The organism is Pseudomonas sp. C2B4 (assembly GCF_013359695.1).
Classification (GTDB): domain Bacteria; phylum Pseudomonadota; class Gammaproteobacteria; order Pseudomonadales; family Pseudomonadaceae; genus Aquipseudomonas.
Window position 1 is genome coordinate 70,813 of the sequence record NZ_JABFMU010000008.1, and the last position, 22,004, is coordinate 92,816.

Annotated in this window: 28 protein-coding genes; all 28 read left to right on the plus strand. The window is 60.5% G+C overall.

Going from position 1 to position 22,004, the window contains the following annotated elements:
• The first annotated feature begins 4 nt into the window (after positions 1 to 4).
• The 28 genes from HNQ83_RS08695 (at position 5) to HNQ83_RS08825 (ending at position 21,945) form a co-directional block, all read left to right on the plus strand.
• Positions 5 to 2,038 (plus strand): phage terminase large subunit family protein, encoded by a 2,034-nt coding sequence (locus HNQ83_RS08695; RefSeq protein WP_175388580.1) that lies wholly within the window; start codon positions 5 to 7, stop codon positions 2,036 to 2,038.
• A gap of 1 nt (position 2,039) precedes the next feature.
• The gene (locus HNQ83_RS08700) at positions 2,040 to 2,246 is read left to right on the plus strand and encodes a phage head-tail joining protein (RefSeq protein ID WP_175388581.1); all 207 of its coding nucleotides are present in this window, start codon (positions 2,040 to 2,042) and stop codon (positions 2,244 to 2,246) included.
• Positions 2,246 to 3,730 carry a phage portal protein gene (locus tag HNQ83_RS08705; protein WP_175388582.1) on the plus strand — a complete coding sequence of 495 codons (1,485 nt, stop codon included), beginning with the start codon at positions 2,246 to 2,248 and terminating at the stop codon, positions 3,728 to 3,730. Before HNQ83_RS08700 ends, HNQ83_RS08705 begins: the two co-directional genes overlap by 1 nt.
• The gene (locus HNQ83_RS08710) at positions 3,727 to 4,869 is read left to right on the plus strand and encodes a head maturation protease, ClpP-related (RefSeq protein ID WP_175388583.1); all 1,143 of its coding nucleotides are present in this window, start codon (positions 3,727 to 3,729) and stop codon (positions 4,867 to 4,869) included. The genes HNQ83_RS08705 and HNQ83_RS08710 overlap by 4 nt, the downstream gene beginning before the upstream one ends.
• The gene (locus HNQ83_RS08715) at positions 4,866 to 5,210 is read left to right on the plus strand and encodes a head decoration protein (protein WP_175388584.1); all 345 of its coding nucleotides are present in this window, start codon (positions 4,866 to 4,868) and stop codon (positions 5,208 to 5,210) included. Before HNQ83_RS08710 ends, HNQ83_RS08715 begins: the two co-directional genes overlap by 4 nt.
• Positions 5,211 to 5,272: 62 nt before the next feature.
• Positions 5,273 to 6,268, plus strand: a complete 996-nt coding sequence (locus HNQ83_RS08720) for a major capsid protein (RefSeq protein WP_175388585.1) — start codon at positions 5,273 to 5,275, stop codon at positions 6,266 to 6,268.
• Between the two features lie 2 nt (positions 6,269 to 6,270).
• On the plus strand, positions 6,271 to 6,585 hold the full coding sequence (locus HNQ83_RS08725; RefSeq protein ID WP_175388586.1) for a hypothetical protein: 315 nt from the start codon (positions 6,271 to 6,273) through the stop codon (positions 6,583 to 6,585).
• Complete coding sequence (locus HNQ83_RS08730) at positions 6,582 to 7,244, plus strand: hypothetical protein (protein ID WP_175388587.1); 663 nt, start codon at positions 6,582 to 6,584, stop codon at positions 7,242 to 7,244. Before HNQ83_RS08725 ends, HNQ83_RS08730 begins: the two co-directional genes overlap by 4 nt.
• Positions 7,237 to 7,749, plus strand: coding sequence for a hypothetical protein (locus HNQ83_RS08735; RefSeq protein ID WP_175388588.1), 513 nt, complete (start codon positions 7,237 to 7,239; stop codon positions 7,747 to 7,749). The genes HNQ83_RS08730 and HNQ83_RS08735 overlap by 8 nt, the downstream gene beginning before the upstream one ends.
• Positions 7,746 to 8,306, plus strand: coding sequence for a phage baseplate assembly protein V (locus HNQ83_RS08740; protein WP_175388589.1), 561 nt, complete (start codon positions 7,746 to 7,748; stop codon positions 8,304 to 8,306). Before HNQ83_RS08735 ends, HNQ83_RS08740 begins: the two co-directional genes overlap by 4 nt.
• A gap of 53 nt (positions 8,307 to 8,359) precedes the next feature.
• Positions 8,360 to 8,566: a hypothetical protein gene (locus HNQ83_RS08745; RefSeq protein WP_175388517.1), complete on the plus strand. Its 207-nt coding sequence runs from the start codon at positions 8,360 to 8,362 to the stop codon at positions 8,564 to 8,566.
• A 6-nt stretch (positions 8,567 to 8,572) separates the two neighbouring features.
• Entirely contained in the window at positions 8,573 to 8,899 is a 327-nt protein-coding gene (locus HNQ83_RS08750; RefSeq protein ID WP_175388590.1) for a GPW/gp25 family protein, read from the plus strand.
• Complete coding sequence (locus tag HNQ83_RS08755; RefSeq protein WP_175388591.1) at positions 8,896 to 9,777, plus strand: baseplate J/gp47 family protein; 882 nt, start codon at positions 8,896 to 8,898, stop codon at positions 9,775 to 9,777. The genes HNQ83_RS08750 and HNQ83_RS08755 overlap by 4 nt, the downstream gene beginning before the upstream one ends.
• Before the next feature lies 1 nt (position 9,778).
• Positions 9,779 to 10,387, plus strand: a complete 609-nt coding sequence (locus tag HNQ83_RS08760) for a phage tail protein I (protein ID WP_175388592.1) — start codon at positions 9,779 to 9,781, stop codon at positions 10,385 to 10,387.
• Positions 10,380 to 11,918, plus strand: a complete 1,539-nt coding sequence (locus tag HNQ83_RS08765; protein ID WP_175388593.1) for a phage tail protein — start codon at positions 10,380 to 10,382, stop codon at positions 11,916 to 11,918. Before HNQ83_RS08760 ends, HNQ83_RS08765 begins: the two co-directional genes overlap by 8 nt.
• 10 nt (positions 11,919 to 11,928) lie before the next feature.
• Positions 11,929 to 12,354: a phage tail assembly chaperone gene (locus HNQ83_RS08770; RefSeq protein ID WP_175388594.1), complete on the plus strand. Its 426-nt coding sequence runs from the start codon at positions 11,929 to 11,931 to the stop codon at positions 12,352 to 12,354.
• 104 nt (positions 12,355 to 12,458) lie between these two features.
• The gene (locus tag HNQ83_RS08775) at positions 12,459 to 13,622 is read left to right on the plus strand and encodes a phage tail sheath family protein (RefSeq protein ID WP_175388595.1); all 1,164 of its coding nucleotides are present in this window, start codon (positions 12,459 to 12,461) and stop codon (positions 13,620 to 13,622) included.
• A 12-nt stretch (positions 13,623 to 13,634) separates the two neighbouring features.
• Positions 13,635 to 14,144: a phage major tail tube protein gene (locus HNQ83_RS08780; protein ID WP_175388596.1), complete on the plus strand. Its 510-nt coding sequence runs from the start codon at positions 13,635 to 13,637 to the stop codon at positions 14,142 to 14,144.
• A gap of 12 nt (positions 14,145 to 14,156) precedes the next feature.
• Positions 14,157 to 14,459 (plus strand): phage tail assembly protein, encoded by a 303-nt coding sequence (locus tag HNQ83_RS08785; RefSeq protein ID WP_175388597.1) that lies wholly within the window; start codon positions 14,157 to 14,159, stop codon positions 14,457 to 14,459.
• Positions 14,446 to 14,571: a hypothetical protein gene (locus HNQ83_RS31110; RefSeq protein WP_256668905.1), complete on the plus strand. Its 126-nt coding sequence runs from the start codon at positions 14,446 to 14,448 to the stop codon at positions 14,569 to 14,571. Before HNQ83_RS08785 ends, HNQ83_RS31110 begins: the two co-directional genes overlap by 14 nt.
• A gap of 16 nt (positions 14,572 to 14,587) precedes the next feature.
• A complete protein-coding gene (locus tag HNQ83_RS08790) occupies positions 14,588 to 17,140 on the plus strand; it encodes a phage tail tape measure protein (protein WP_175388598.1) in 2,553 nt (850 codons plus the stop codon).
• Positions 17,141 to 17,149: 9 nt separating this feature from the next.
• Positions 17,150 to 17,995 carry a phage tail protein gene (locus HNQ83_RS08795; RefSeq protein WP_175388599.1) on the plus strand — a complete coding sequence of 282 codons (846 nt, stop codon included), beginning with the start codon at positions 17,150 to 17,152 and terminating at the stop codon, positions 17,993 to 17,995.
• On the plus strand, positions 17,970 to 18,176 hold the full coding sequence (locus tag HNQ83_RS08800; protein WP_175388600.1) for a tail protein X: 207 nt from the start codon (positions 17,970 to 17,972) through the stop codon (positions 18,174 to 18,176). The genes HNQ83_RS08795 and HNQ83_RS08800 overlap by 26 nt, the downstream gene beginning before the upstream one ends.
• Before the next feature lie 64 nt (positions 18,177 to 18,240).
• Complete coding sequence (locus HNQ83_RS08805) at positions 18,241 to 19,290, plus strand: phage late control D family protein (RefSeq protein WP_175388601.1); 1,050 nt, start codon at positions 18,241 to 18,243, stop codon at positions 19,288 to 19,290.
• 37 nt (positions 19,291 to 19,327) lie between these two features.
• Entirely contained in the window at positions 19,328 to 19,861 is a 534-nt protein-coding gene (locus HNQ83_RS08810) for a glycoside hydrolase family 19 protein (RefSeq protein WP_175388602.1), read from the plus strand.
• Positions 19,862 to 19,893: 32 nt separating this feature from the next.
• Entirely contained in the window at positions 19,894 to 20,370 is a 477-nt protein-coding gene (locus HNQ83_RS08815; RefSeq protein WP_372241883.1) for a lysis protein, read from the plus strand.
• 543 nt (positions 20,371 to 20,913) lie between these two features.
• The gene (locus tag HNQ83_RS08820; protein ID WP_175388603.1) at positions 20,914 to 21,552 is read left to right on the plus strand and encodes a hypothetical protein; all 639 of its coding nucleotides are present in this window, start codon (positions 20,914 to 20,916) and stop codon (positions 21,550 to 21,552) included.
• A gap of 21 nt (positions 21,553 to 21,573) precedes the next feature.
• Positions 21,574 to 21,945: a hypothetical protein gene (locus HNQ83_RS08825; protein WP_175388604.1), complete on the plus strand. Its 372-nt coding sequence runs from the start codon at positions 21,574 to 21,576 to the stop codon at positions 21,943 to 21,945.
• Positions 21,946 to 22,004: the final 59 nt, after the last annotated feature.

Below are 22,004 nucleotides of genomic sequence, written 5' to 3' on the forward strand. Positions count from 1 at the left end.
ACCCATGCACACGGAATTTCCTGATGGTGCAGAGGTGTACCGTGAGGCTTATTTCCGTGGACTGCGCCCCGACCCAGATCTCTGGATCGATGAATGGGCCGACGAGTACATGCGGATCCCGCGAGACACTGGTGCCCCTGAGCCCGGCCAGTATCGCACCTCCCGGACACCCTATGCCCGCGAGCCGATGCGTTGCCTGTCGCCGGCTCACCCTTGCAGGCGCGTGGTCACCATGGTGGCCTCGCAGTTGATGAAAACCCAGATCGCCTTGAACTGGATAGGGGGCCTAATTCACATGGCGCCTTCGAACATCCTGGCACTGCTGCCCAGCCTCGGCCTGTCGAAGCGGGTGTCGGGGCGGATCAGCAAGACCATCAAGGCCACCCCCGTTCTGCGCGAGCGGGTCGCGGCCAGCCGCTCGCGGGATGCACGCAACACGATGGACACCAAGGAATTTGAGGGCGGCTCGCTGTACGTCACTACCGCTGGTTCCGCGGCCAACTTGTCGGAGCTGTCGGCCCGTTACATCTACGGTGACGAAGTCGACCGCTGGGAAAACGACGTCGGCCAGGAGGGTGATCCGATCCGGTTGGCAGAGACGCGGGCGACCAACTTCGGCCGCAACGCCAAGATCTACTTCTCCAGTTCGCCGACGATCAAGGGCGCCTCGCGGATCGCCGACCTGTTCGAGTCCAGTGATCAGAGGCATTTCTACGTGCCGTGCCCGCATTGTGGTCACATGCAGGTGCTTGAGTGGGAAAACCTTCTCTACTCGGCTGACTTTAGCGTAGTGCATTACAAGTGCGCAGCGTCCGGGATGGACTGCGACGTATTGATCGAAGAGCATCACAAGAGCGACATGCTCGCCCGAGGTGAGTGGCGAGCTCATGGTAGCGGCGACGGCAAGACTGTCGGCTTTCATTTGAACGCCCTGTACTCGCCAACCGGTTGGATGGACTGGGGTTCGCTCGCTGTGGAATTCGAGGACGCCAAAAAAGCCCAGTCCCAGGGTGATACGAGCCTGATGCAGGTGTTCTACAACACCCGTCTGGCCAAGGTCTGGGACAGCGCACTCGAACAGACCAAGGCGGAAGTGCTGATCGCTCGGGCGCGGCTCGAAACCTACACCCTCGGTGCGATGCCGGCCGGTGTGCTGATGCTGACCGGTGCTGTCGACGTCCAGGCCAACCGTCTGGAGCTGATGGTGATGGGCTTCGGCATTGGCATGGAGCGCTGGGTAGTCGATCACCAGATCATCTGGGGCGACCCGGCCGACGAGCGCACCTGGGCCGTGCTGGATGAGAAACTCAAGGCGCGTTACCGGCACCCCTGCGGCGTTGGCTTGGCAATTCTTGCCACCGGCGTCGACTCCGGCGGTCACCACACCGACGAGGTCTACCAGTTCTGTCGCGTTCGCCGTTGGCGCAACATCTTCGCGATCAAGGGCGCAAGCAAACCTGGCAGACCGGTCATTGCCCAACGCCCATCCATGGTCGACGTGACCTGGAGGGGGCAGACCGAACGCAACGGCGCCGAGCTGTGGTTTGTCGGTACCGACACCGCGAAAGACTGGATCTACAACCGTTACCCGTTCCCGAACGGGCCAGGTGCTCTGCACTTTGCCAACGACCTGCCGGACGAGTTTTTCGCCCAGTGCGTCGCCGAACGCAAAGTTGCCCGGTACATACGGGGTCACAAACGCATCGAATGGGTCAAGGGCAAGGCCGAGCGTAACGAAGCCCTCGACCTGATGGTGTACTGCCTGGCCATGGCTCATTACCTCGGCATCAACCGTTACCAGGAACACGACTGGGACAAGGTGCGGCAAGCGTTGGCCCAGTCTGGGTTGTTCGACGATGCGCCCGGTGTCAAACCTGTTCAGGGGCAGCGACTTGAAGAAGATGAAACGTCTGCTCCGACGGCGGTGAGACAAGCTCAGCCCGTACCGCTACCTGCTACCTCGGTCGCATCAACACGACCCGCTGCATCACAACCCCAACGCCGTAGTTCCACCAGCGGTTACCTGAAGAGACGCTGATATGTCCTTTACCCAAAAACACCTCGACGCCATCGAGCGCGCCATCGCACGCGGTGAAAAAACCGTGCGCTACAGCGACCGCACGGTGGAGTACCGCACCGTCGACGAACTGCTCCGCGCTCGCGAAGAGATCCGCAGTTCGCTGATCAGCACGGCCAACCCCCGTTCGCGGGTTGTGCGGCTTAGTCATGGAGGCAAGGGAATCTGATGGCTCGACACTTTCCAGCGCTGTCTCGTAGTGGATTCCTGTTGCCATCGAACATCAAGGCCAGCTACGAAGGCGCCGGGGAGGGCCGCCGCTCGGCCAGTTGGGATGCCACCGACAATGGCATCAACAGCATCAATACCCCGGCGCTGCGTAACCTGCGTGCCCGTTCGCGGGCAGCAGTGCGCAATGACCCGTACGCGGCCAACGCCATCAACAAGCGCGTCAGTAACCTGATCGGTACCGGCATCACACCGCGCCCGAAGATCAAGGACGAAGAGCTGCGCAACCTGTTTCAGGAGTTCTGGGGAGACTGGGTCGATGAGTCGGACGCCGACGGCCTCTGCGACTTCTACGGCCAGCAGGCGCTGGTGGCGCGCACGGTCGAAACGGCCGGTGAATGTTTTGTCCGGTTGCGTCCGCGTGGTCTGGATGAAGGTCTGGTGGTACCGCTGCAGCTGCAGACCCTGGCACCCGAGTTCGTCCCGCACGACAAGTTCGAGGCCACCCGCGACGGCAACATCATCCGCGCCGGGATCGAGTTCAACCCGGCCGGCAAACGCGTGGCTTACTGGATGTACCGCTCGCACCCGCGAGATGCATCGTCGCTCAACAACGGCTACAACCAACTGGTTCGAGTACCGGCCAGCCAGGTGCTGCACATCTTCGAGCCGCTGGAGCCGGGTCAGTTACGCGGCGTGCCACGCATGTCGCCCGTGCTCAAACGACTGCGCAGCCTGGACAACTACGACGACGCGGTGTTGTTCCGGCAGGAGGTCTCCAACCTGTTCGCCGGCTTCATCAAACGGCCGTCACAGGACATGGGACAGCTACCGCGTGACCCAGTCACCGGCCAGTTGATCACCACCGACCGTGACGGCTTCACCCCCATGGTCGCCCTGGAGCCGGGCACCATGCAGGAGCTGGGCGCTGGCGAAGAGGTCGAGTTCTCCAAACCACCGGATGCCGGCAATAACTACCCGGATTTCATGCGTCAGCAACTGATGGCCGCAGCGGCGGGTACCGACACGCCGTACGAAATCCTCACCGGCGACATGAAAGGCATCAACGACCGGGCGCTTCGTGTAGTGCTCAACGAGTTCCGGCGCCGTCTGGAACAACTGCAATTCAATGTCTACGTCCACCAGCTGTGCCGGCCAGTTCGGGCGGCCTGGTTGGACATGGCGGTCTTGGCCGGGGTGATTGAGCTACCGGACTACGCCAAGCGCCGCCGCGAGTTTCTGCGCACGCGCTGGGTGCCGCAAGGCTGGGCCTACATCCAGCCAGTGCAGGACGTGCAAGCCCGCATGCTTGAGGTCAACGCCGGGTTCGGCTCGCGCAGTGAGATGTGCTTGCGCACCGGCTATGACGCCGAAACAGTCGACGCAGAAAACGCCGCCGACGCCCAACGTGCCCGCGACTTGGGCCTCAATTACCGAACGCTCGTTGAGATGGACACCCATCCCGACGATCAGGAGAAACCATGAACCTGTTTTCCCCGCTGAAGATTTTCAACAAGCTGGACGGTCAACCGCCGATCCAGGACAAACACTGGTACAGCCTTAAGGCCAGCGGCGAAGCCGAGCAGCGGACTATCGAAGTCTACGTCTACGGCGAGATCGGCACCTGGGGCATCACCGCCAATCAATTCGTGCGCGATCTCGCGGTGCTGGACGACGGCACCTCTCCGATTGTCGTGGCCTTCAACAGCATCGGCGGCGACCTGTTCGACGGTCTGGCGATCCACAACGCCTTGTCGCGTTTGGGCGAACGCTGCACCGGCCGCGTCGATGCCTTGGCCGCCAGTGCGGCGAGTGTCGCCGTGTGCGGTGCACACCGCGTGGTGGTCGCCGAAAACGCCATGTTGATGATCCACAACCCCTGGACCTACGCCTCGGGGGATGCAGAGGATCTGCGCAAGGTCGCCACCGCGTTGGATCAGGCGCTGGAAGTGATCATCGCGGCGTACAAGGCCAAGGCGCCCGACATCGACGAGGTCGAGCTGCGGCGCCTGGTCAATGCCGAAACCTGGCTCACTGCCCGCGAAGCCGTTGCCCTCGGTCTGGCGGACGAGGTGGGCGACGGCGTGCAGATCAAAGCCTGTCTGGGGCAGGGGGCGGTGATGCAGAAATACCAGCACACTCCCAAGGCGCTGCTCGATCAGCTCACCGAAACCGTGGAACCCACCGAGCCGGTGGTGGAGCAGCCAGATCTTACGGCTCCGGTGGTCGACTCGGCCAAGTTGGCGCTGCTGATTACCCAGTCCTGCAACCAAGCCGGCATCAGCGACCTGATCGAGCCGCTGATTGCCGCGACCAAACTGGCCGATGAGGCCACCGTCCAGGCAGCACTGACTCAGGCCAAAGCGATCCGCGATCTATGCGTGGCAGCGCGTTTGCCGGAATGTGCAGTGGAGTATGTGCGGGCGGGGCTAGATACCAGCGCTGCACGTGCACGGCTGTTCGACAAGTTGGTCGGCAGCGGCGGGGGCTTCGAGATCGATAACAGCCTGCCACAAAACGAAGACCCGGCACTGGCCGTGAAAGCCAAGCAACCCGATCCGTCCTCGATCTGGGCGGCCCGTCAGGCCGCGCAATCTCAAACCTCGAAAGGAGCAAGACCATGACCTTCAAACTGGAGCCGATGCATGCGGGTGAGTTCCTGCTGTCCGAGGGCGCCGGCAACATTTCACGGGAGGCGATCAACGTCGCCGCCGGCCCCGCACTGGAGCCAGGACAGATTCTCGGTCTGGTCACCACCACCGGTGAATTTGCCCCGTACGCCCCAACCGCCGAAGACGGCACGGAGAATGCCATCGCGATTCTGTACGGGCCGCTCGGTGAGTCGGACGTGGTGCGTCGCGGCCGCGCCGTGGTGCGGCTGGCCGAGGTCAGCGAAGCCCACTTGACCGGTCTCGACCCGGCCGCCGAAAAGGCTCTGGCCACGCATTTCCTGATCGTCCGCTAAGTCGTTCATCCCCGTTTATGCATCCCGCCGCGTGCGGGATTTTTCGTTTCTGGAGAGTACCCATGGCCGATATCGCCATTTTTGAAGACGACGCCTTCAGCGTCCCCACATTGACCGCCGCGATCAATGAACAGGAATACCTGCCGGGGCGCATCAGTGGCCTTGGCCTGTTCCGCGAGGAGGGCATCACCACCCTGACCGTGCAGATCGAGAAGGATGGTGACACGCTCGCGTTGGTGCCCGCCGGTGAGCGCGGTACCTCGGGGCTGGTGGTCGGTGGTAGCAGACGTAACCTGATCCCTTTCAACACCGTGCACCTGCCGCAACGTTTCACCATCAAGGCCGACGAGATTCAGGGCATTCGCGCCTTCGGTACGCGAACCGAACTGCAGTCGGTGCAGGATGTGGTCAACAAGCGCTTGGCCAAGGCGCGGCGCCAGTTGGACGCTACTCACGAATTTCAGCGTATGGGTGCGTTGAATGGCCAGGTTCTGGATGCCGACGGCTCGACCGTGCTGCTGGACATCTACAAATCCTTTGGTGTGAGCCGCCAGAAAATGTCCATGGGCCTGAACAATTCCGAAACCGAAGTGCGTGTGAGTGCCGGTGAAGCGTTGGACATGCAGGCGGACGCCTTGGGCAGTGTGACCAGTTCCGGCTCCCGCGCCTTCTGCGGCAAGAACTTCTGGAACAAGTTGGTCTCCCACAAGTCGGTCAAGGAGACCTACCTCAACAGCCAGCAGGCGGCTGCGCTGCGTGGTGATGCTCGTGAGAGTTTCGAGTTCGGCGGTATTGTCTGGGAGCGCTACCGTGGCAAGGTGGCGGGTGTGTTGTTCGTGCATGACGACAAGGCGCTGCTGATTCCCGAGGGTGTGCCGGAGCTGTACATCTCGACTTTCGCGCCGGCGGACTACATGGAAACGGTCAACACCGAGGGCCTGCCGTACTACAGCAAAATCGAACCAATGCCATTCAACAAGGGCGTGTTCGGTGAAGCCCAGTCCAACCCGCTGCACCTGTGCACGCGACCACGGGCGCAGATTCTGTTGGAGCTCTGATCATGAGCTTCCGGGATCTGATCAGCGAAGTCGATGACACGGTGTTCGATGTCCTGGGCGACTCTGCCTTGATCGAAGGCCGCGAAGTATTGGGGATGTTCTCGGCACCTTGGCTGCAGCCCAAGCTTGGGCGTATCACCACCGCTTTGCGTGAGCCGCACCTGGTCATCCGGGTGGCGGATAACGCGGGGGTGGAGACTCGCCAAAAGATGGTCATCGACTTGCCGGAGGAAGACGGCGGCGGCAATTACACCATTGCGAGCATTGAGCCGGGCGGTGATGGGTTGGTTGCCCTGGTACTGAGGAAAGCACCATGAGTGTCGGCAGTTATCACAAGCAGACATCCAACACGGGGCTGATCACGCTCCAGGCCAATCCACAGCAAATTGCCCAGTTTGAAGAGTTTGCGGCGTTGACCCCCAAGGCCATTGCCGTTGCCCAGCGGCGTGCAATCAACAAGACGTTGCGCTGGCTTCGCACTCACGTTGCCCGGTCGGTTGCCCAGCAGGAGCGTATTGCTGTCGCCGCGGTGCGGCAGCGTCTGTGGGCCTATCCGGTGGGAAGCAACGGGCAAGGCAGGCTGTGGTTCGGTCTTGACCCAATCTCGGCCAGCCGCGTAGGCCGACCGAGGCAGACTCGCGCTGGCGTCTCGGTAGCGGGTCGACGATATGTAGGCGCGTTCTTCAAGGCCGTCTATGGCAGCCAGCCCGACATCTGGATTCGGACGGCTAGCAAACATTTCAAGGAGAGCGATTACCCGGCCAGCGATGTGTCGGGAGGCGGCGGAGCCAGCTCGGGGTGGATCGCCGAAAACGGCAGTCGCTTCCCGCTGGCCAAGGCCATGATCTCGTTGGAGGACGTCAAACCGCACTTCGAGTCCTGGACCAATCGGGCCCACCAGCGCTTGCTGGAGGTCATGCGGCAAGAGCTCAAATTCGAGCTACAGAAACTATTGGGGAAAATTGGCAATGGATGACGAACCAATTCCTCTCGATCAGGTGTATGCCGCCATTGAGCAGTGTATCGCCCGGACCGTCCCGGCTCTTGCGTTCGTTGGCACCATGCCGGACAGGCTTGACCATGTGGCCCTACCTGCCGTGGTGATCGAGTTGGTCGAATGGGAGCCCGGCCCAGATCCGGGCACAGGTGAGGTTGGCGTCGAGGCGCGTTTTGAGGCTCGGGTGATTGTTGCCGGGGAAGAAGAAAACAGCCTGCGCATCGCGGCGTTCACCGCAGCCCAGCTGACAGTGTTGCTGCGCATGCAGACGTGGGGGCTGGCCATCGAACAAGCCCAGTTTGTCCGCGCCGCTCAGGACTGGACTCGGCCTGAGCTGGATGGGTATGCGGTCTGGGTGGTGGAGTGGACGCAGGTTATCTACCTCGGAGAGGAAGAGTGGCCATGGCCTGACCAGCCACCCGGCACCCTGGTACTTGCCGTGGGGCCGGATGGTGAACAGGTTCGCCCGGAGGAACTGGAATGAGCCAGGTCAGCGCGCAGCACGACCGCATGCTGGCCGGGTTGATCATTCCTTGTCGGGTGGTCGGCGTGGATCTGGCGACCGCCATGGTGCGGGTGTCCGACGGCGGCGATTGGACCAGCGCCTGGGTCCGTTGGCACAGCCAGGCAGCCGGTAAGGCTCGCCACTGGCGGGCGCCGAGTCTGGGTGAGCAGGGGGCCTTGATCAGCCCGAGCGGGGAGCCCGCACAGGGCACGTTTGTACCGGGGCTGTACGGCAATGCCGGTGCCCAACCGGATAACCGCGATCACGTTGAGGTCTGGCGTTTCGATGATGGCGGTTCGCTGGTCTACGACTGGGAAGCCAACACCTACACCATCACGCTGCCGACCGGACAAGTGCTGGTCAAGGTGGCCGGTTCGACGTTCTCCGTTACGGATAACGCGATCTCAGGCGAGTCACCGGCCATTAACTTTAAAGGGCCGGTGAGCATCGACGGTCCGTTGCATGTCACGCAGAACATCACGAGTGACGGCTCGATCATCGACGTCGGCGGCAACAGCAACCATCACACGCATTAACTTCAACCCTGACAGCCCGCCCAGTGCGGGCTTTTTCATGCCTGGAGTACGCCATGGCTAACCCCAAAAAATCCCTCGAGGCACCTGATCCAGCGGGGCAGGTGATCTACCGCGACAACCGATACACCTCCCGAGTGTTGATCCTGCCGCAGGACCGCCAACTGCCGGTGGCCCGTGGTCGTGTCTCGGTGTCGGGCGATGACGCCGAAGCGCTGCAATACCTCGATGCTCATCCGGACCTTAAGCCCCTGCTGGAGTAGCCCACCATGATCGGACTGGATCGCCGCACTGGTCAGCCCTTGACCGGCCAATCGCACCTGCGCCAGTCCATCGAGGACATTCTGAGCACGCCGCTGGGCAGCCGGCGGATGCGCCCGGAGTACGGCAGTCAGTTGCGCCGCTTTGTCGACCTGCCGGTGAACGAGGGGTGGAAAAGCGCGGTACAGGCCGAGGTAGCCAGATCTCTGCAACGTTGGGAGCCGCGTCTGAAATTGGAGCGAGTGCGGGTGGTGGCCATCGTCGGTGGCCAGGTCACTTTGCAACTGAGCGGCGAGTACCTGGGCGACAGCGCAACATTTGAGGTAACCGCATGAGTACCATCGAGCTGTCGGCGCTGCCCGCGCCGCAAGTGCTGGAGGACCTCGATTTTGAGGAAACCTATCAGGGCGAGCTGGTGACCTTTCGCCAGTTTATGGGCGACAACTGGACCGCCTTTTTGGAAAGCGATCCGGTGATCAAGCTGCTGCAGGTTGGCGCCTATCGGCGTTTGCAGAATCGGGCACGGGTCAACGACGCTGCCAAGGCGCTGTTGTTGGCCTATGCCAAGGGCAGTGATCTCGATCAGCTCGCCGGCAATGTCCGGCTCAAGCGCCTGGTGATTCAGGTCGAGGATCTAACGGCGGTACCGCCGGTGCCGGCTGTGTTGGAGGAAGACGACGCCCTGCGCGAGCGCATCCAGTTGGTTTATGAGGGATTGACCACGGCCGGCCCTCGCAACAGCTACATCCTGCATGCACGCAATGCCTCGGGCCTGGTCGCCGATGCCACGGCCGAAAGCCCGGCGCCGGCGGAGGTGGAGGTGACGGTGCTCGGCCTGGACGGCGACGGTACCGTCACCCCGGAGTTGCTGGAAACGGTTCGGCTCAAACTCAGTGACGACGATGTGCGACCGGTGGGGGATCGCTTGACCGTGCAGGGTGCGGAGATTCTGCCGTTCCGGATCGATGCGATGGTGTACATGGCCGGTAACGGACCGGAAACCGAGGCCGTGTTGACGGAGTGTAAGCGTCGCTTGCAGGCCTGGGTGAACCCCCGGCGCCGCTTGGGCGTCGAGATAGCCCGCTCTGCGGTGGACGCCCAGTTGCATATCGGTGGCATCAGCCGCGTTGAACTCAATGACTGGGTCGACATTCGGCCGAGCAAGTCTCAGGCGGCCTGGTGCGAAAGCATCACCGTGACGCGGGGGAACTGACATGAACAGTCTGCTCCCGCTCAACAGCACCCAGCTCGAACGGGCTATTGAAGCGGCCGATGTCGAGATCCTCGATGTGCCGTTGCGCACCCTGTACAACCCCGACACCTGTCCGGCGCACCTTCTGTATCACCTGGCGTGGGCCTGGTCGGTGGATCGCTGGGATGACACCTGGTCGGAGCCGGTCAAGCGCTCGGTGATTCGCTCGGCGTTCTTCGTGCATGCCCACAAGGGCACCATCGGAGCGTTGCGTCGGGTGGTCGAACCGCTGGGCTACCTGATTGATGTGCTGGAGTGGTGGCAGGCCATCCCGGCGGGTGTGCCAGGCACCTTCGCCCTGAAGGTCGGCGTACTGGATACCGGCATCACCGAGGAAATGTATCAGGAGCTGGAACGCCTGATCGACGACGCCAAACCTGTCAGCCGCCATTTGACCGGGCTGGCGATCAGCCTGGAAACCCAAGGCGCTTTGAACATCGCGGTATCCCTCTACGAAGGCGACGAAATCGACGTGTACCCGCCGGTGATGCGTGACATCGAAGTCACCGGGAGCTTCGGCGTGGTCGGCCGCGAACACTCCATAGACACCCTGGACGTTTATTATGATTGATGCGAATTCGCAGTTTTTCGCGATCCTCACCAACGTGGGGATGGCCAAACAGGCGAACGCCGACGCACTCGGCATTCCCTGGAAGATCACCGACATGGGCGTGGGTGATGCCAATAACACCGACCCCATTCCCAATGCGGCGCAAACCCAACTGATCAACGAGTGGCGTCGCCGGCCGTTGAATCAGCTCAAAGTTGACCCGGCTAACCCGGCGGTGCTGATTGCCGAGCAGGTTATCCCGGCCGACGAAGGCGGCAAATGGATTCGCGAAATCGGTCTGTATGACATCGATGGTGATCTGGTGGCGGTGGCCAACTGTGCGCCAAGCTTCAAGCCTGTCCTGTCGCAAGGCTCGGGGCGCACGCAGATTGTGCGGATGAATTTCATTGTCACCAGCACCGGCAACATTCAGCTCAAGATCGATCCGTCAGTGGTGCTGGCGACGCGTGAATTTGTCGAAATACGCATTCAGGAAGAGCTGTACAAACTCGACAACAAACAGTCGGTGCGAGTCGCCACCACCGAGAACATTGTCCGCTCTGGTCTACTGACCATCGACGGCGTGCTGTTGGCCGCTGGCGATCGGGTGCTGGTGAAGAATCAGACGGCCAGCAAGGATAACGGCCTGTACATCGCGGCGGCGGGCGCGTGGCCCCGGGCCTTGGATGCTGACAGCAATGCCGAGGTGACCTCGGCGTTGCTGGTGTCGGTCGAGCAGGGCGCAAGCCTGTCTGATACGCGTTGGCAATTGGTGACGGATGGCGCGATTGTCTTGGGCACCACGCCGCTGACGTTTCAGAGCGTGACCCAGGGGTTTGCACCGATCAATGCCCCGGTGTTGATCAGTCCCACGGCCAATACCCCGCTTCAGTTCGACAGCAGCAAATTGTTGGCGAATACCGAGTTTGTGCAACGGGCACTGGGCAGTTATTCAGGGCAGGTCAACTACGTCGCCGATACGATTTTAACGGCGGCAGATGTCGGCAAACTGGTGTTGTTCTCGGTCGGAACCCAGATCACGCTGCCTGACGCGTCGGCGGTCCCGGCTGGTGGGCTGATTTCGATCATTAATTGGGGTGGGGCTCCCGTGACCGTGAAGGTCAAGACTGGCGATTCTCTGAGCAATTTGGCAGGGGGCACGGGGTCTATCGTCCTGCCTGCGGGAACCCTTGGGGTTTTCCGTCGCGGTTTGGCGGTGGGTAGCTGGGGCTTGGATAGCGGGGATGCGGCGCTGAAATACTCGCCGATGTTTGGCGCATCGCTGTTACAAAACGGCTCCCATAAGTTTCCGAGCGGCCTGATCATGCAGTGGGGCAACGTAAACGTCACCGCAGTCAACACGAACTCAATCTTTACTTTTCCGATTGCATTTCCAAACCTTTTGCTTGGTGTAACGGTCACCGGCAACGTCGTTGGTGGCAGCGGGATCGGGGTGTCTGTTCAAGATGGGATTCCAAAAGCAGCGGCTACGAACACTACGTTCAGGTCGAACGCCACCGGGAACCACATGATCTTCGCCATCGGTTACTAAGGGGAAATACATGTTCGCGTCAAAAGCAACTCGCGGCTTCTATGACGCCGCAATCCATGCCTCAATGCCGGCGGATGTGGTGGAAATCAGCGCCGAGGATCATGCCGCGCTGATGGATGGTCAAAGTACGGGCAAGGTGATTGACTGGGGGAATGATGGCTATCCGGTCCTAGTCGATCCACCAGCGCCGCCTCCGGAGTATTTCGCGGAGATTGAGCGTGCTTGGCGTGATGGGCAGCTTGCGGCGACTGATGGCGTTGTTTCGCGCCATCGGGACGAGCTGGAAGCGGGCCAGGAAACCACATTGACGCTTGCGCAATACGCCGAGCTTCAGGCGTACCGCCGAACACTGCGCAATTGGCCAGAGTCCGGCGAGTTTCCGTTGACTGAACACCGCCCGTCAGCACCGCTTTGGTTGAGTGACCCGCTCCCATAAACGCCCCGCACTGACGGGGCGTTTTCTTTTCCGTTACGCGCAACACGAACCTCTCAATCAGCCTCGCACCCGCGGGGATTTTTCATGTCTGGAGATCAAGCCTTATGAGTTTCTTTCACGGCGTGACCGTCACCAACGTCGACACCGGTGCGCGACCCATTGCCCTGCCGGCGTCCTCGATCATCGGCCTGGTCGACACCTTCACCCCCGGCCCGGCGGCCAGTGCTCAGGTCAACGACCTGTTGCTGATCACCAACGAGCGTGAGGCGATTGCCGCGTGGGGGCCGGACGCAGCCATCACCAAGGCCTGTCAGGCTATCTACACCCGCGCCAAGGCGGTGATTGTCGCCTGTGGGGTGGCCAAGCTGGCGGATCCGGCGGAACAGACCTCGGCGATCATCGGCGGGGTGTTGGCGGACGGTAAGCGCACCGGCCTGCAGGCTCTGCGCGATGGCAAAAGCCGGTTCAACGCGCAGCCGCGTCTGTTGATCATCCCCAAGCACAGTGCGACCCAGGCGGTGGGCACCGCCCTGGTAGCCCTGGCCGACAAGCTACGTGGTCTCGCCATCCTCGATGGCCCGAACACCACCGACGAAGCCGTCATCGAATACGCCGAAAACTTCGGCGCCAAGCGGGCCTTTCTGGTCGACCCCGGCGTGCAGTACTGGGACACCACTGCCGATGCGACCATCGACGCACCGGGCTCGGCCTGGACGGCGGGTCTGTTCGCCTGGACCGATAGCGAATACGGCTTCTGGGCCTCTCCGTCGAACAAGGAATTTGTTGGCATCACCGGTACCGGCCGGCCGATTGAATACCTCGACGGTGACGAAACCTGTCGGGCCAATCTGCTCAACAACGCCAATGTTGCCACCATCATCCGTGACGACGGTTATCGCTTGTGGGGCAACCGCACCCTGGCAAGCGATCCGAAATGGTCCTTCGTTACCCGCGTGCGGACCATGGACATCGTCATGGACGCGATCCTTTACGGCCACAAGTGGGCGGTCGACCGCTCGATCACTGCGACGTACGTCAAGGACGTGACCGAAGGCTTGCAGGCGTTCATGCGCGACCTGAAGGCTCAGGGCGCAATCATCAACTTCGAAGTGTTCGCCGATCCGGACCTGAACACCGCCAGCCAGCTCGAGCAGGGCAAGGTGTTCTGGAACATCCGCTTTACCGATGTGCCGCCGGCCGAAAACCCCAACTTCCGCGTCGAAGTCACCAATCAGTGGTTGACCGAAGTCCTCGACACTGCCGCTTAAGGAGCCGCACCCATGGCAATGATTCCCGAAACCCTGGCGAACATGAACCTGTTCGCCGATGGCGTCAGCTTTCAAGGCGACGTGCCCAGCCTGACTCTGCCGAAACTCACGCTAAAAACCGAAGAGCACCGCGGCGGCGGGATGGATGCGCCGGTCGAGCTGGACATGGGCATGGAGAAACAGGAAGCCGGTTTTACCACCACTGGCGTGCGCCGCGAATCGCTGAAGTTCTTCGGCCTGGCCGACTGTACTGCGTTCAATGGCACCTTCCGCGGCGCCTTCAAGGGCCTCAAAGGCAAGATCACGCCGGTGATCGTCACCTTGCGTGGCCTGCTCAAAGAGGTCGACATGGGCGACTGGAAGGCGGGGGACAAGGCCGAGATCAAACACAACGTGGCCGTCACCTACTACAAGCTGGAAGTCGACGGTCGCCTGATTTACGAGATCGACCCGCTCGGCATGAAGCGCGTGATCAATGGCGTCGACCAGCTCGCCGCCCAACGTTCGGCCCTGGGCCTGTAAGGAGCTTTTCTGATGAGCAAACTAACCAAACTCCCGGTCTGGATGAACCTGCGCGCCGATGCCGTGACCGTGACCCTGAGCAAGGTGATCGAGGCCAACAGCGTGCAGGTCGACAAGCTCACCCTGCGGGCACCGACCGTGCGTGACATTCGGGCGGCCACCCAGGCCAGCAACGGTGATGACGAGCAGCGCGAGCTGATCCTGTTCGCCTCGCTGACCGAGGTCAGCCCCAATGACCTAGAGACACTGGCGCTCAAGGACTACACCCGCCTGCAGGCCGGCTATTTTCGCCTGGTGCAGGATGACGAGCTTTGACCCGACGGTGCAGAAACGGCTGGCCAAGCGATTGGCCGCCGAACTGAATTTTTCCGCCGCGGAAATCGAGACCATGCGCTTTGATCGCGTGGTCTGGTGGTTGTCGGATTGAAGGCAGGAGGTAGCGCATGGCAGGTAAATTAGCGCTCGCGCTGGAGATCGGCGGCGCCGTTAACTCGTCGCTGGGCGCCGCCTTCAGCTCGGTCGAAGGCCGAATCAAGAAACTGGAGGACAAGGGCAACCGGACCAAGGTGTTGAAGAACACCATTGGCGAAACCATGCGCCTGCGTGACGAGTGGAAAAAGGCGCATGACAGCGGGGTAGCCTCGGCGTCCAGTCTGCTGCGTAAGCTTGAAGGTAACCTCGACAGCTTGCGTAAACAGGGCGTGCAGGTCGGCAACCTGCGCAAGGAATACCAACAGCTGCAGCGGGTGGCCAAGGCCACCGATCTGCAGCTCAAGGGCCAGCAGCAGATCGAGCAGGGCAAGTCTGGGCTCAAGTCGAACCTCGGCCAGGCCGTGGTTGGAATCGGCGCCTTGGGCGTAGCGGGTAAGGTCAGCGCGGACTATCAGGCGATCATTCGCGACATCGCGATCAAGTCCAACGTGGCCAATCAGCCGCAAGAGGCCGAGATGTCGCGCACGGTGATTCAGACCGCGCAGGACACCGGCATGGCCCGCAACGACGTGGCGGAGCTGGTCAATCAATTGGTCGGTGCGGGTATGGAGTTGGACAAGGCGCTGGCCTATGCCCCCGTCGCGGCCAAGTTCGCCATCGGGCAGGGTTCCAGCGGCGTCGATACCGCCAGCATGATTCAGGCCCTGCAACAGAACGCCAAGATCACCGACCCCAAGGAAATGCAAAAAGCCCTGGAGGCCATTGCCATGCAGGGGCAGGCCGGCAGCTTCGAAGCCGCCGACATGGCCAAGTGGTTTCCGCAACTGTTGGCGGGCATGGAGAAAAACGGCAGCACCGGCCTGGATGCGGTCACCTCGTTGGGAGCGATGCTGCAGGTGCAGATGAAGACCGCCGGCGGTTCAGATGAGGCGGCCAACAACCTGAAAAACTGGATGGAGAAAATCGGTTCCGGGGACGTGGTCAAGGCCTACAAGGATGCCGGCATTGACTATCAGTCTTCGCTCAACACCGGCATCCAGAACGGCATGTCGACCCTGGAGTCCAGCTTTGCCCTGGCCATGAAATACGTGCAGGCCACCGACCCGGCCAAGGCCGCGAAAATGGCCGAGGCCCAGGCGAAGATCAGCAAGGAAACCGATCCCGAGAAAGCCAAGGCGATGCTCGAGGCCCTGGAGAAATCCCTGCGCACCGGCGACCTCTTTGCCGACATGCAGGTCAAGGCCGCGTTGACAGCCTACTCGGCGAACCGTGGGCTGTATGAGGACCTGAAAACCCAGGCCAAGGACGCTGGCGGCATCCTCGACAAGAACCTGGCCGAACGTCGAGAGACATCGGCGCAGGCTTGGCGCGAGACCACCCAGGCGGTGGACGATGCCATGCGCAGCATCGGTGACGCGATTCGCCCGGCAACCGATCTGGTGGCCAAGGGCATCACCAACGTGGCGCAGAAGTTGACCAGCCTGTCGGACGGTTCGCAATCCGTAGTGTTTGGCATCACCGCCACAGTGGCGGGGTTCGTCGCGCTGAAAACGGCCCTGAATGGCCTCAAGGTGGTCCGGGGTCTGGCCAACCTCGGACGTGGTGCAGCGCTCAGTCGCGGCGGTAATGCTGGTACGAGCGAAATAAAGACCGGAAACAAGGCGGTCGATGCCGGCCTGGGTGTGCTGGGCAAGCTGATGGGGTCCAGCAATGACCCCACCGGTGGTTCAGGTAGCGAGCCGCAACGCGTGTTTGTGGTGAATGCCGGTGCCTTCGGCAGCCTCGGGGCGAGCACGTCAGCGGCGGGGCCGGGTCGTGGCTCGCGGCGCAGTCGACGGTCAAGGCGACGTCAGTCCGTTGCCGACCGGACCTCACCGCGCTTTGTGCCGTCGGCGCCGAGCATATCGGGCAAGACACTGGGATTAGCGGCGACTGAGGCCGGGAGCCTGGGCAAGGTGGTCGGCACCCTCGGTAAGGTCACTCAGTTCACCAAGCGTCTACCCGGTGGTGCTGTCTTTGATGCCGGCGCCATGGCGCTCGACACGGCGATGAACGCCACCACGCAGGATGAAAAGGCCGAAGGCTACGGCTCTGCTGCGGGCAATCTCGGCGGATCCTTGGCCGGTGCGGCAGCGGGCGCGGCGATTGGCTCGATGGTGCCGGTGATCGGTACGGCGATTGGCGGTGCCATCGGCGCCATCCTCGGCGGCATGGGGGGCGAATCTCTCGGTGGCTTCCTCGGTAAGAAACTGTTTGGCGGTGACGACGCCGACAAGGGCAGCAAGCCGGCGGGACTGGGCGATGTGACCCGCTCACTGGCTGAGGCCACACCGGCACCCGCCACCGCGCCTGTCCTGGCCAAGGTGGTGGAGGCGTCCAAGGCGGCACCACCCAAGGTCGACCAGCAATTCACCTTCTCGCCGACCATCGGCGTCACGGTGCAGGGCGACGTAAAAGACCCGGCACGCTTGGCGGCCGAACTCGCCCCGCACCTGCAGCGGCAATTTGACGATTTTGCGCGCCAGGCTGCAGCCCGACAGATGTCCGACGAGCCACACATTTAAGGAGGGGCCATGCCCTACATGGAGCAATTGCAATCCGGGCTCAAGTACCTGGTGGATGCTGGCGAGGCGGGGCGGACCAGCTTGGACGGTATGCTGGGACCGCTCAACGGCGCGATCAGCGACATGACCGGCGCTGCAAGTGAGCTGGAGGGACTGCCGATTGTCGGTCCCGCCATCGGCGCCAAGGTGCAGCGGAGGATGAGCGTGATCAATGCGGCGCAGTCCAAGGCGGGAGAGGTTGCGGCCAAGTACAGCCAGGCGGTGAGCGCTGCCGGGCAAGTGCAGGAACGCCTGGGTACGCTCAAGGAGCAAGCGGCCAAGGCCAGCGCCGCTGCCATTCGCATCGCCGGTCAGATCAGTCCGTCGCTGGGCAACATCCTGCCCACTGGGACCTTGGTGCAGCCAGCCATGCCTGGTGCGGAGGCGGTCAAGCCGTTCCCGCACCTGTTGATCCTGCAGCCACTGCAACCCAACGCCCAGCCGTACTACTTCAACCTGGATACCGCGGCCTTCGATGAATTGCGTCGACAGTCATCCTTTCGCTGGGCCGGTCAGGAACGCCTGACGCGCAGCATTGCCCAGCAAGCGGTCGGGCAGGGCGAGGACAAATTGAGCCTCAAGGGCGCGATATTTCCCGGCCACAAGGGCGGGCTCAAGCAACTGGATACCCTGCGCAGCATCGGCCGCACTCTACAGCCGCTGACCCTGACCACCGGTTACGGAGAAGTGCTGGGCACCTGGTGCCTGCTCAGTGTCGACGAAGAGCAGTCGCATCTGCTCGCCGGTGGCATTCCGCGTAAACAGAGTTTTAGCCTGGAGTTTGTCAGCTATGGCAATGACCTGCAGAACGTCTGACGGGGATCTGCTCGATGTCCTCTGTCAGCACTATTACGGCCACCTCAATGGCAGCGTCGAGGCGGTGCTGGGCGCCAATCAGGGGCTGGCCGATGAGCCGCAACCCTACCGTGCCGGGCTGCTGATCGTATTGCCGGATCTGCCGACGTCGACTGAGGCACTGATTCGGCTGTGGGATTGATCCCGAGTAAACGCAACCACGAACCCCGCCCTGTGCGGGGTTTGTTATTTCTGGAGCCTGGACCATGCAACCCACTTTTCGCCTTGTGGCGGACGGCAAGGACATCACCGCTCTGATCAACGACCGGCTGTTGATGCTGCGCACCTCGGATAAACCCGGCATGGAGTCGGACGAGTTCGAGTTGCGCATCGATGACCGTGATCAGGCCGTCGCCTTGCCCAGCCGCGGGGCGCACATCGAGCTTTACCTGGGCTATGTCGGCCAACCCCTGACCCGGCAGGGGCGTTATGCGGTCGACGAGGTCGAGTTGTCGGGACCGCCGGACACTCTGGTGATTCGCGGCAAGGCCAGTGACATGCGCGGCAGTGGCAAGACCACGCGCAGTGGCAGTTGGGAGAACGTGTCCCTGCAACAGGTCGTCAGCGATGTGGCGGCGCGCAATGGCTGGGAGCCGGCGTGTTCGGTGACCACCAAGGTGCCGCGCATCGACCAGTTCAACGAATCGGACTTCCACTTCATCACCCGGCTGGCCAGGCAGTACGACTGCACGGCCAAGGTCGGCGAAGGCAAGTTACTGGTGCTGCCGCGCCAGGCCGGGCAGAGCGCGAGCGGCAAAGCCCTGCCGGCGGTCACGATCGGGCGACAGGATGTCAGCCGCTACCAGTTCCGCCTCGGCGATAAGTCCACGCACAAGGCGGTGCGCACCAAGTCTCAGGACAAGAAAACCGGCGCGCTGCAGGTCGTCGAGTTGGATAACGACGACGCCCCGAATGGTCTGCCACCGGTGCACACCGACCGGCACATCTATCCGAACAAATCCGCCGCCGAACAGGCGGCCAAGGCCCGCTTGGCCGCATTCAACCGCAGCACCGCCGGCGTGCGCCTCGAAATGCGTGGCCGAATCGACCTGTTCGCCGAAATCACCATCACCGCCCAAGGCTTCAAGGTCGGCCTGGATGGCGAGTACCTGGTGGATTCGGTCGAGCAGTCGTTTACTCCGTCCGGCTGGACCACCGCGGTCGAGTGCAACGGCGGCAAGAAAGGCAAGGCCACCGCCAAAGGCAAAAAGAAAAAAGCCCAGCAACAGCTCAAGGTCGTGAATCTCAAACCCTGACGGCCGAAGTGGCCCCCCCCCCCCTGGAGAATCCTCTATGTCGATCACTGTGCAGCAACTGCTGCTGATCCTCCCGAACGCCGGCACCAAAGCCGGCGTTTTTGTTCCTGTGCTTAACACTGCCCTGCAGCGCTACCAGATCGTCAGCAGAATGCGCGTAGCTGCGTTCATTGCGCAGGTCGGCCATGAGTCTGGCCAGCTGCGCTACGTGCGCGAGATCTGGGGACCGACCCCGACCCAAGCCAAGTACGAAGGCCGGGCGGATCTTGGCAATACTGCGCCCGGCGACGCCTTCAAGTACCGCGGACGTGGCCTGATTCAGATTACCGGCTGGGCCAACTACGCCGCGTGCGGCGAAGCGCTAGGCATTGACCTGGTGAGCCAGCCGGAGTTGCTCGAGCAGCCGCAATACGCTTGCTTGTCGGCAGCGTGGTTTTGGGCGAGCAGGGGGCTGAACACCCTGGCCGACGCCGGTGACTTCGACAAGATCACCCGTCGAATTAACGGCGGGCAGAATGGCGCGGCTGAGCGCAAGGCGTTGTATGCACAGGCGTTGAAGGTGCTGGTGTGATTCGCCCGGCGTGGAAACTGGCGGGCTTACTGGTGTTGGTGCTGGTGTCCGCCGGCAGCGCCTGGCGGGTACAGGATTGGCGCTATGGCCAGCAACTGGCCGAACAGGCCGGCTTGTACCAGGCCGATCTGAACGTCATCAGCAACGCGGCCGCCGCTCAGGTGCGCAGCGATCAGGCAGCCCGCCTGGCCTTGGAGCAGCGCCTGTCGATCAGCGACCAAACCCACTACAAGGAGCTGAGCGATGCTCAAACCAATCAAGCGCGCCTGCGTGATCGTCTTGCCACTGCTGATCTGCGGTTGTCAGTCCTCTTCGTCGAAGGTTCAGCCGGTAACTGTTCAATGTCAGCCGATCCCGGCGCCGGCGGCGTGGTTCATGGAGGAACGCGTGCCCAACTTGATCCAGCGCATGCTCAACGAATTATCGGTATCACCGCTGCCGGTGACAAAGGACTGATCGCCCTGGCAGCCTGTCAGACCTACATAAAAGAAATTTCAATATCGAAGTAAAAAGAGCGATCAGAGAGGTTGCATCAACATCCACCTCGGGTGCTGTCTCTGCAGATCGTCCCTGCAAATCCAGCCAAGACTTTTGATTAGTGCATAATATCGCGATGTTAGGTGGTACGTTAGCTTTCGTTCAGCATAGTCATGGAAAAAATACAAACAACGTCTAGCATTAACTGTGGCGTAATAGTCACTCCACGCTTTGTGAGCAAAAGTTTATAAGTTCAGTAGTTTCTAGCTTTGTTTGTGTGGATTAAGCGTGGTGTGGGAGGCAAAAAGTCTGCCAGAAGCCAGGTTTTTAACGAGTTTGTCGGGCGAGGTGTTCGGAGGTGATATGAAGTTTAAGTATAACAATGTTTTATATTTTATGATTTTTTATGGGATTATTCTTTTGGCCGGGTTTAACTATACGCAAGAGTATCAAATGAGGGAGGTATATATTTTTATAGCTTATATGGCGTCTTGTATGTTTGTAATGATGGTTGTTATTGTAAGGTCGTTAAAAAGGGGCGTAAATCAGCTGGTGGTTTTTTTCGTGGCGGAGCGTTGGAAAGTATTGGTGCGCCAATTGGGAGCTTCCATCATGTGTTTTTATCTGGTGAAAATGTACTTGAGATGTTTCAAGTGGTTTTGAACGATTCTTTGTCAGAAAAGCTTGGCTGTTCTAGGCTCAGGGATATTGTATTTCAAGATATTGATGATGAATTAAAGCTACCTGAATGTAGAGGTTTTTTGATTTCAGCAGCACCAGAGTCAGCTCGGCGGACGAAATTTTCTTTAGTGTGTAGTTTGACCAGAAATGGCGATATACAAGCAGTGCGGTGGTGGGTTTTGATTCGGGGTCCTATAGATCCGAACAAAGTTTTTTGGCGCTGCGCCTTCTCGCCATTTACCATTTCTGTGCGCTTTTTTCCATACTTAAGGCGTCTATGGAACCCATCTAATGGATTGACTTCAATAGATAACAGTTTTTTTAATGAGATTGATATACTCAATCGTACACGAGAAATTAATTTTTTGGCCTTTGAAGCGCTCGTGGAGGTCCTTGAATCGTTTGGAATCGATACATCCGACCTAAAGCAACAAAAAGGAAATGTGCTCAATATCAATGTGAGTGGCGGAAAAACATCCTTCGGGTCTCTAGTTCAGGGTTCGAAAAATACTATTTCGGGGACGGCGAATTAATCAAAGTTGAGGTGAGATGTCATGAGTAAATCAATCACGATCAATGTGTCATCTGGCACATCTGCTATTGGTACGATAAGTCAAGGGGACTCCGTACAAACTTCTGGGAATGCTTCGATATCCAAGGAGTCTCTTGTTGAAAGTGAATACTCTCGCGTATGCCAGGAGCTTCTGGTAATTGCAAATAATCAAAAGTGTAACGCCGATGATTTGGCGATGGTTCAAGCGTGTCTTCAGCAGTTAATGAAAGAAGCCCTTGTGAAACCGGAAGATACTCATAAATGGGGTGAAAATCTCAAAGTTATTCGAGAGAATTTTCCGTGGGCTTATCCAGTTATAAAAGATTTTTTAACAGTTGCATGGCCGGCGTTGCTCGCGGCGATTGTAACATAGCATTGGGGCTCGAAAGGGGGCCATGAAAGGGGCCGTTTTTCCAATATTTGGTTTTTAGA

What these genes read in the sequence shown, in the direction of transcription:
- HNQ83_RS08755 (WP_175388591.1), top strand. Translation starts at nt 8,896, where the DNA reads ATGAGTACCATCGAGCTGTCGGCGCTGCCCGCGCCGCAAGTGCTGGAG.
- HNQ83_RS08825 (WP_175388604.1), top strand. Translation starts at nt 21,574, where the DNA reads ATGAGTAAATCAATCACGATCAATGTGTCATCTGGCACATCTGCTATT.
- HNQ83_RS08795 (WP_175388599.1), top strand. Translation starts at nt 17,150, where the DNA reads ATGCCCTACATGGAGCAATTGCAATCCGGGCTCAAGTACCTGGTGGAT.
- HNQ83_RS08735 (WP_175388588.1), top strand. Translation starts at nt 7,237, where the DNA reads ATGGATGACGAACCAATTCCTCTCGATCAGGTGTATGCCGCCATTGAG.
- HNQ83_RS08705 (WP_175388582.1), top strand. Translation starts at nt 2,246, where the DNA reads ATGGCTCGACACTTTCCAGCGCTGTCTCGTAGTGGATTCCTGTTGCCA.
- HNQ83_RS08760 (WP_175388592.1), top strand. Translation starts at nt 9,779, where the DNA reads ATGAACAGTCTGCTCCCGCTCAACAGCACCCAGCTCGAACGGGCTATT.
- HNQ83_RS08800 (WP_175388600.1), top strand. Translation starts at nt 17,970, where the DNA reads ATGGCAATGACCTGCAGAACGTCTGACGGGGATCTGCTCGATGTCCTC.
- HNQ83_RS08785 (WP_175388597.1), top strand. Translation starts at nt 14,157, where the DNA reads ATGAGCAAACTAACCAAACTCCCGGTCTGGATGAACCTGCGCGCCGAT.
- HNQ83_RS08765 (WP_175388593.1), top strand. Translation starts at nt 10,380, where the DNA reads ATGATTGATGCGAATTCGCAGTTTTTCGCGATCCTCACCAACGTGGGG.
- HNQ83_RS08810 (WP_175388602.1), top strand. Translation starts at nt 19,328, where the DNA reads ATGTCGATCACTGTGCAGCAACTGCTGCTGATCCTCCCGAACGCCGGC.
- HNQ83_RS08740 (WP_175388589.1), top strand. Translation starts at nt 7,746, where the DNA reads ATGAGCCAGGTCAGCGCGCAGCACGACCGCATGCTGGCCGGGTTGATC.
- HNQ83_RS08695 (WP_175388580.1), top strand. Translation starts at nt 5, where the DNA reads ATGCACACGGAATTTCCTGATGGTGCAGAGGTGTACCGTGAGGCTTAT.
- HNQ83_RS08715 (WP_175388584.1), top strand. Translation starts at nt 4,866, where the DNA reads ATGACCTTCAAACTGGAGCCGATGCATGCGGGTGAGTTCCTGCTGTCC.
- HNQ83_RS08720 (WP_175388585.1), top strand. Translation starts at nt 5,273, where the DNA reads ATGGCCGATATCGCCATTTTTGAAGACGACGCCTTCAGCGTCCCCACA.
- HNQ83_RS08730 (WP_175388587.1), top strand. Translation starts at nt 6,582, where the DNA reads ATGAGTGTCGGCAGTTATCACAAGCAGACATCCAACACGGGGCTGATC.
- HNQ83_RS08775 (WP_175388595.1), top strand. Translation starts at nt 12,459, where the DNA reads ATGAGTTTCTTTCACGGCGTGACCGTCACCAACGTCGACACCGGTGCG.
- HNQ83_RS08745 (WP_175388517.1), top strand. Translation starts at nt 8,360, where the DNA reads ATGGCTAACCCCAAAAAATCCCTCGAGGCACCTGATCCAGCGGGGCAG.
- HNQ83_RS08750 (WP_175388590.1), top strand. Translation starts at nt 8,573, where the DNA reads ATGATCGGACTGGATCGCCGCACTGGTCAGCCCTTGACCGGCCAATCG.
- HNQ83_RS08710 (WP_175388583.1), top strand. Translation starts at nt 3,727, where the DNA reads ATGAACCTGTTTTCCCCGCTGAAGATTTTCAACAAGCTGGACGGTCAA.
- HNQ83_RS08770 (WP_175388594.1), top strand. Translation starts at nt 11,929, where the DNA reads ATGTTCGCGTCAAAAGCAACTCGCGGCTTCTATGACGCCGCAATCCAT.
- HNQ83_RS08725 (WP_175388586.1), top strand. Translation starts at nt 6,271, where the DNA reads ATGAGCTTCCGGGATCTGATCAGCGAAGTCGATGACACGGTGTTCGAT.
- HNQ83_RS31110 (WP_256668905.1), top strand. Translation starts at nt 14,446, where the DNA reads ATGACGAGCTTTGACCCGACGGTGCAGAAACGGCTGGCCAAGCGATTG.
- HNQ83_RS08805 (WP_175388601.1), top strand. Translation starts at nt 18,241, where the DNA reads ATGCAACCCACTTTTCGCCTTGTGGCGGACGGCAAGGACATCACCGCT.
- HNQ83_RS08780 (WP_175388596.1), top strand. Translation starts at nt 13,635, where the DNA reads ATGGCAATGATTCCCGAAACCCTGGCGAACATGAACCTGTTCGCCGAT.
- HNQ83_RS08790 (WP_175388598.1), top strand. Translation starts at nt 14,588, where the DNA reads ATGGCAGGTAAATTAGCGCTCGCGCTGGAGATCGGCGGCGCCGTTAAC.
- HNQ83_RS08700 (WP_175388581.1), top strand. Translation starts at nt 2,040, where the DNA reads ATGTCCTTTACCCAAAAACACCTCGACGCCATCGAGCGCGCCATCGCA.